Source organism: Acidimicrobiales bacterium (assembly GCA_036273495.1).
Classification (GTDB): Bacteria; Actinomycetota; Acidimicrobiia; order Acidimicrobiales; family JAJPHE01; genus DASSEU01.
The window spans coordinates 1-5,575 of record DASUHN010000343.1; the positions used below are offsets into that span (position 1 = coordinate 1).

Sequence of the window (5,575 nt, forward strand, 5' to 3'; positions counted from 1 at the left end):
GGTGGACACGATCGTCCAGCGCCACGGGCGCCTGGACGTGGCCGTGAACAACGCCGGCGGCTCGCCCCCCGCCGACTCCGCCACCGCATCCCCCCGCTTCTCGGAGTCGATCATCCGCCTCAACCTGCTGGCCGCCATGTACGTCTCCCAGGCCGCCTACCGGGTCATGCACGAGCAGGACGGGGGCGGCGCCATCATCAACATCTGCAGCGTCAGCGGGATGCGCCCCACCCCGCAGACGGCGGCGTACGGGGCGGCCAAGGCCGGTCTGCTCAACCTCACCCAGACCCTGGCGATGGAGTGGGCGCCGCAGGTGCGGGTCAACGCCGTCACCGCCGGCCTGGTCAAGACCGAGCAGTCCCACCTCTTCTACGGGGACGAGGAGGGGATAGCCCGGGTCGACGCCACCGTGCCGATGGGCCGGATGGCCGACCCCCGCGACGTCGGCGAGGCGTGCGTGTTCCTGGCCTCCCCGGCGGCGGCGTACATCAGCGGGACCAACCTGCTGGTGCACGGCGGAGGAGAGCGTCCGCCCTACATGGGGGCGGCCGCCGGGTCGTAGCGCCACGGTCAAGTCGGGCTCAGGCGGGCGTCGGCGATCCGCAGCAGCTGCTCCCCCTCGTTCCCCAGCAGCTCGCGGTCGACGAGCGCCCGGCGGGTGTGGAGATGGGCCCCGTGCTCCCACGTCTGGCCGATCCCGCCGAAGACCTGCATCACGGTCTCGGTGACAGGGCGCGCCATCTCGGACGCCGCCGCTTTGGCGGTGCGGGCGGCCAGCAGGGCCTCGGCCGGGTCCAGGGCGTCCACCGCCCACGCCGCGTACCGGGTCGTGGCGCCGGCCGCCTCGACCTGGACCAGGGCGTCGGCGCACAGGTGCTGGATGGCCTGGAAGGAGCCGATCTTGACCCCGTACTGCACCCGCTCCTTGGAGTACTCGACGGCCCGGGCCAGCGCCGAGGACATCACCCCGACGAGGTCGGCCGCCGCCACCACCAGCGCCAGCGCCAGCCACGCCTGATGGGAGGGCCCGGTCAGCTCCACGCCGGCGTCCTCCGCCGCCACGGCACCGCCGTCCCCCCGGACCAGGGCCCGGGTGAGGTCGGCCGAGGTGGCGGCGCCGAAGCCGTGATCCAGCCCGACCCGGGCCAGGGTGGGGGGGTCGGCGGTCCCGGTCAGCGCCAGCGCCCACGCGGCGTCGTCCACGTCGAAGGCCACCGCCGAGGAGTCGTCGGCGCGTGCCAGGCGGGACAGGTCGGCGGTGAGCAGCAGGCCGTAGCGGGCGGTGCCGGCGGCGATCTCGTCGATCCAGGCCGCCGGCGCCCCCGCCCGGGCCAGGGCCTCGAGGGCCACCACCGTCCCGACGTAGGGCAGGGGGGCCAGGGCGGCGCCCAGGGCCTCGGCCACCAGCGCCACCTCGACGGCCGACGCCTGGGGGGCGCCGTCCGGGCCCCGCACCCGCAGGCCCAGCAGGCCGGCGTCGGCCAGGGCCGCCCACCCCTTGGCCCGCTCGACGGTCGCCAGGTCCCCGGGGTGGCCCACGGCCACCGACGCCGCGACCTGCCGGGCCAGGTCCCGGAGCATCTCCTGCTCCTCGTTCAGAAGCGCCAGCACCGGGTCACCCCTTCTCCGCCACCGCCCGGTTGCGGTCGGCCTTGAGGTCGACGTCGACGCCCGACCGGGCCAGCATCTCCTTGAGGCGCAGCCGGTCGGCCTTTCCCGACGCCAGCTGGGGCAGCTCCGCCTCGCTGAGCACCAGCACCCGCCGGGGCACCTTGTACGAGGACAGCTCCCTGTCGGCGCGCCGCAGGAGCTCGCCGGGGTCGACGTCCGACCCCGGCGTGGGCACCACCGCCGCCGCCACGATCTCCCCCCGATCCGCGTCGGGCAGCCCGAGGACCACCGCCAGGCCGACCTCGGGGAAGCTCTCGAGGGTCAGCTCCACCTCGCGCGGCGCCACGTTGGAGCCGGCGGTCTTGATCATCTCCGACAGCCGGCCCGAGAAGTACAGGTAGCCGTCCTCGATCCAGCCCCGGTCACCCGTCTGGTACCAGCCGTCCTCGTCGAACGCCTCGTGGCGCTCCTTCTTGTAGAGCCCGGCCATCAGGCTGTAGCCGCGGATGCACACCTGGCCCTCCTGGCCCTCGGGCAACGGGGCGCCGCTGGCGGGGTCGGCGATGCGGTGCTCCACGTGGGGCACGAGCAGACCGAACGAGCCCCGCATCTCCTCGGGCAGCACCCGGTCCGCCTCCGGTCCCCCCGCCGAGTGGGGCCCCACCGTCTCGGTCATCCCCAGCGAGTTGTGGCGCAGCTCGGGGTCCGCGACCGGCGGACCGGCCAGGGCCGGGATGCCGCTGGTGTCGCGCCCGGTGGTGGCGATGTACTGGTTGAGGCGCTGTCGCAGCTGCGCCCACATGCCGATGTGGTTGGCCTGCTCCGCCTCCATGAGGTCCAGCGCGGCGTCCGGGGAGAAGCGCTCCTCGCAGCACAGGATCGTGCTGCCGCCCGCCAGCGCCATGTTGAGGGCCAGGCCGCAGCCCCCGATCCAGAAGAAGGGCATTCCGCAGAAGCTGCGGGTGTCGCGGTCGAAGCCGATGAACCGGCCCAGGTTCACGCCGTGGCGGAGGAAGTTGCCGTGGGTGTGGGTGACCGCCTTCGGGGTGGCGGTCGTGCCCGACGTGAACACGGTGATCATCCAGTCGGCCGGGGTGACCTCGGCCTCGACCGCTTCGAGCAGCTCCGCCGTCACGGCCGGCTCCCCGGGGGCGGAGAAGTCGAGCGACAGCGGACGGGCCCAGGGGCGGTCGGTCGGTCCGGTCACCCACACCGACCGCAGATAGGGCAGGTCGGGGAGGAACAGGGGTGCGGTGCCCGCCCCGGCCAGGCCGGGGACCGCCTCCTCGACGAAGGCGGTGTGGTCGGCCCCGTTGAGCGTGGGCGGGATCAGCAGCCGCTCCACGTCGCCGAGGCGCAGGGCCCGGCGCAGCTCGGCGGGCTTGTAGGCGGTGGAGAACGGCATGTAGACGGCGCCGATGCGGGCGATGGCCGCGAAGGCGACCAGCCACTCCGGGCCGTACCCGTACATGGCGCCGACCCGTGTCCCCTTGCCCGCGCCGGTGGCCAGCAGGCGGCCCGCCACCACCCGCGAGGCCCGGTCCAGGGCGGAGAAGGTCATCCTCCGCTCCGGGGTCACGATGAAGTCGGACTCACCGAACAGGGCGGCCGCCCGCCGCACCACGACCGGCATGGTCGGCACGTGGTCGAGCTCGGGGATCTGCATCAGCGTTCCCCCCCGTCTGGTTGTCTGCGGGGGACCGTGCCGAGGAGGGGACGATGAGCGCAGAGGGCGGGGAGTTCCGGGAGCGGGTGGTCGTGGTCACGGGCGCCGCCCACGGCATCGGGCAGGCCACCGCCCACCGTTACGCCGAGGAGGGCGCCCGGCTGGTGCTGGCCGACCTCGACGTCGCGGGGGCGCAGCTCGTCGCCGAGGAGTGCGGCGGGCGGGGCGCCCAGGCGCTGGCGGTGGGGTTCGACCAGCGCTCCAGCGCCAGCGTGGCGGAGATGGTGGCGGCGGCCCACGACCGGTTCGGGCCGGTGGACGTGCTGGCCAACGTGGCCGGGATCTACCCCGGCGCCGCCATCACCGCCACGACCGACGAGATGTGGGACGACGTCGTGCGCAACAACCTCACCGGCGTCTTCTACTGCTGCCGGGCGGTCCTCCCGGACATGCGCGAGCGGGGCGGCGCCATCGTCAGCGTGGCGTCGGGAGCGGCCGTGCGCCCCATCGAGGGGATGGCCGCCTACGCCGCGAGCAAGGGGGGCCTGGCCGCCTTCAGCCGGGTCCTGGCCCTCGAGGCCGCCCCCCTCGTGCGCGTCAACGTGGTGGCGCCCGGTCCCACCGCCACCGACGGGGTGCGCGCCGCCTTCAGCGCCGGCCCGGCCGGCGCCGACCGCGCCGCCACCGGTGCAGGCGACGGGGGCACCGAGCGGTCCGGGCTGGACGCGTCGCTGCTCCTGGAGCGCTGGGGCCGGCCGGCCGAGATCGCCGACGTGATCGTGTTCCTCACGTCGGACCGGGCGTCGTTCGTCACCGGGCAGATGATCCACGTGAACGGCGGCCGCTCGATGATGTAGGGGCACGCCGCGACCTAACCGGCGCGCAGGTCGACGTTGGGAGCGGCCTGCTCGACCAGGCCCCGCACCACCTCGGTGAGCTCCCCCGGCTCCCAGCGGGCTTGCTTGTCCACGGTGGGGCCCTCGTGCCATCCCTCGAGCACGCTGATCCGCCCGCCGTGCACGTTGAAGACCCGGCCGGTGACGCCGGCGGAGTGGACGCTCGCCAGCCACGCCGCCAGGGGCGCCACGTTCTCGGGGGCGTAGGCGTCGAAGGCACCGTCCGGCGCCGCCATCCGCTCCTGGCCCCGCGGGGTGATCATCCTGGTGCGGGCGCTGGGGGACAGGGCGTTGACCGTGACGCCGTAGCGGCCGAGCTCCATGGAGGCGATGATCGTGAAGGCGGCGATGCCGGCCTTGGCCGCCCCGTAGTTCGACTGGCCCACGTTGCCGAACAGCCCCGACACCGACGAGGTGTTGATCACCCGGGCGTCGTTCTCGTGGCCGGACTTCGACCGCTCCCGCCACATGCGCGCCGCGGCCCGGGTCGTGAGGAAGGTGCTGCGGAGATGGACGCCGAGCACGGCGTCCCAGTCCTCGTCGGTGAGGTTGACGATCATCTTGTCGCGGAGGATCCCGGCGTTGTTGAGGACGGCGTGCAGGTCCCCGAACGTGTCCACGGCGCTCTGCACCAGCGAGTCGGCGCCGGCCGGAGTGGAGACGTCCTCGACGTGGGCCACGGCCCGGCCGCCGGCAGCGGTGATCTCGTCGACGACCTGCTGGGCGGCGGACACCGACGCGCCCCGGCCGTCGACCTCGGCGCCCAGATCGTTGACCACGACCAGCGCCCCCTGGCGGGCCAGCTCGAGAGCGTGGCCCCGGCCGATACCCCGCCCGGCGCCGGTGACCACGGCCACGCGTCCCTCGCAGATCCCCTCCACCGGTTTCAACATAGCGATAACCTGACGACCCTGTCTCGCAGGAGGGGGAGCGCGTGGACTACCGGGACACGCCGGAGGAGGCCGAGTTCCGCGCCAGCCTGCGGGCGTGGCTGGCCGACAACGTGCCGGGGGGCTGGCGGGACATAACCGACCATACCCAGCACGACCGCATGTACCGGTCATGGCACCGCAAGCTGTACGCCGCCGGGTACATGGGCATGTCCTGGCCCCGCGAGTACGGCGGCCAGGACCGCAGCCCGGTGTTCGAGGCCATCCTCAACGACGAGGCCGGCAACGCCGACGCCCCGCCGATCCCGAGCGTCGGGTACATGGGCCGGGCCATCTTCACCTACGGCGACGAGGACCAGAAACAGCGCTTCCTCCCGCCCCTCCTCAACGGGGAGGTGCGGTGGTGCCAGGGCTTCTCCGAGCCCGGCGCCGGGTCCGACCTGGCCTCGCTGCGGACGCGCGCCGAGCGGGTCGACGGCCACTACGTCGTCAACGGGCAGAAGATGTGGAGC

At 74.0% G+C, this 5,575-nt stretch carries 6 protein-coding genes; 3 read left to right on the plus strand and 3 right to left on the minus strand.

Annotated elements, in window-relative coordinates:
* Nucleotides 1-562: SDR family oxidoreductase (locus VFW24_14635; GenBank protein HEX5267999.1), on the plus strand; the 562-nt coding region annotated here is incomplete at its 5' end.
* Nucleotides 563-570: 8 nt separating this feature from the next.
* Here the strand turns inward: VFW24_14635 and VFW24_14640 are convergent.
* Together VFW24_14640 and VFW24_14645 are read right to left on the minus strand one after the other, a co-directional pair.
* Nucleotides 571-1,611, minus strand: a complete 1,041-nt coding sequence (locus VFW24_14640; protein HEX5268000.1) for an acyl-CoA dehydrogenase family protein — start codon at nt 1,609-1,611, stop codon at nt 571-573.
* 4 nt (nt 1,612-1,615) lie between these two features.
* Complete coding sequence (locus VFW24_14645; protein HEX5268001.1) at nt 1,616-3,277, minus strand: class I adenylate-forming enzyme family protein; 1,662 nt, start codon at nt 3,275-3,277, stop codon at nt 1,616-1,618.
* A 53-nt stretch (nt 3,278-3,330) separates the two neighbouring features.
* Here VFW24_14645 and VFW24_14650 point away from each other — a divergent pair, with 53 nt between their 5' ends.
* Complete coding sequence (locus VFW24_14650; GenBank protein HEX5268002.1) at nt 3,331-4,134, plus strand: SDR family NAD(P)-dependent oxidoreductase; 804 nt, start codon at nt 3,331-3,333, stop codon at nt 4,132-4,134.
* A gap of 14 nt (nt 4,135-4,148) precedes the next feature.
* Here the strand turns inward: VFW24_14650 and VFW24_14655 are convergent, their stop codons facing one another.
* On the minus strand, nt 4,149-5,054 hold the full coding sequence (locus tag VFW24_14655; GenBank protein HEX5268003.1) for an SDR family oxidoreductase: 906 nt from the start codon (nt 5,052-5,054) through the stop codon (nt 4,149-4,151).
* Between the two features lie 53 nt (nt 5,055-5,107).
* Between VFW24_14655 and VFW24_14660 the strand changes: the two genes are divergently transcribed.
* Nucleotides 5,108-5,575 (plus strand): acyl-CoA dehydrogenase family protein (locus VFW24_14660; protein ID HEX5268004.1); only part of this gene is annotated, 468 nt, incomplete at its 3' end.

Excerpts from the sequence above, each read along its gene's own strand:
- VFW24_14650 (HEX5268002.1), top strand. The coding sequence starts at position 3,331 with ATGAGCGCAGAGGGCGGGGAGTTCCGGGAGCGGGTGGTCGTGGTCACG.
- VFW24_14645 (HEX5268001.1), bottom strand. The coding sequence starts at position 3,277 with ATGCAGATCCCCGAGCTCGACCACGTGCCGACCATGCCGGTCGTGGTG.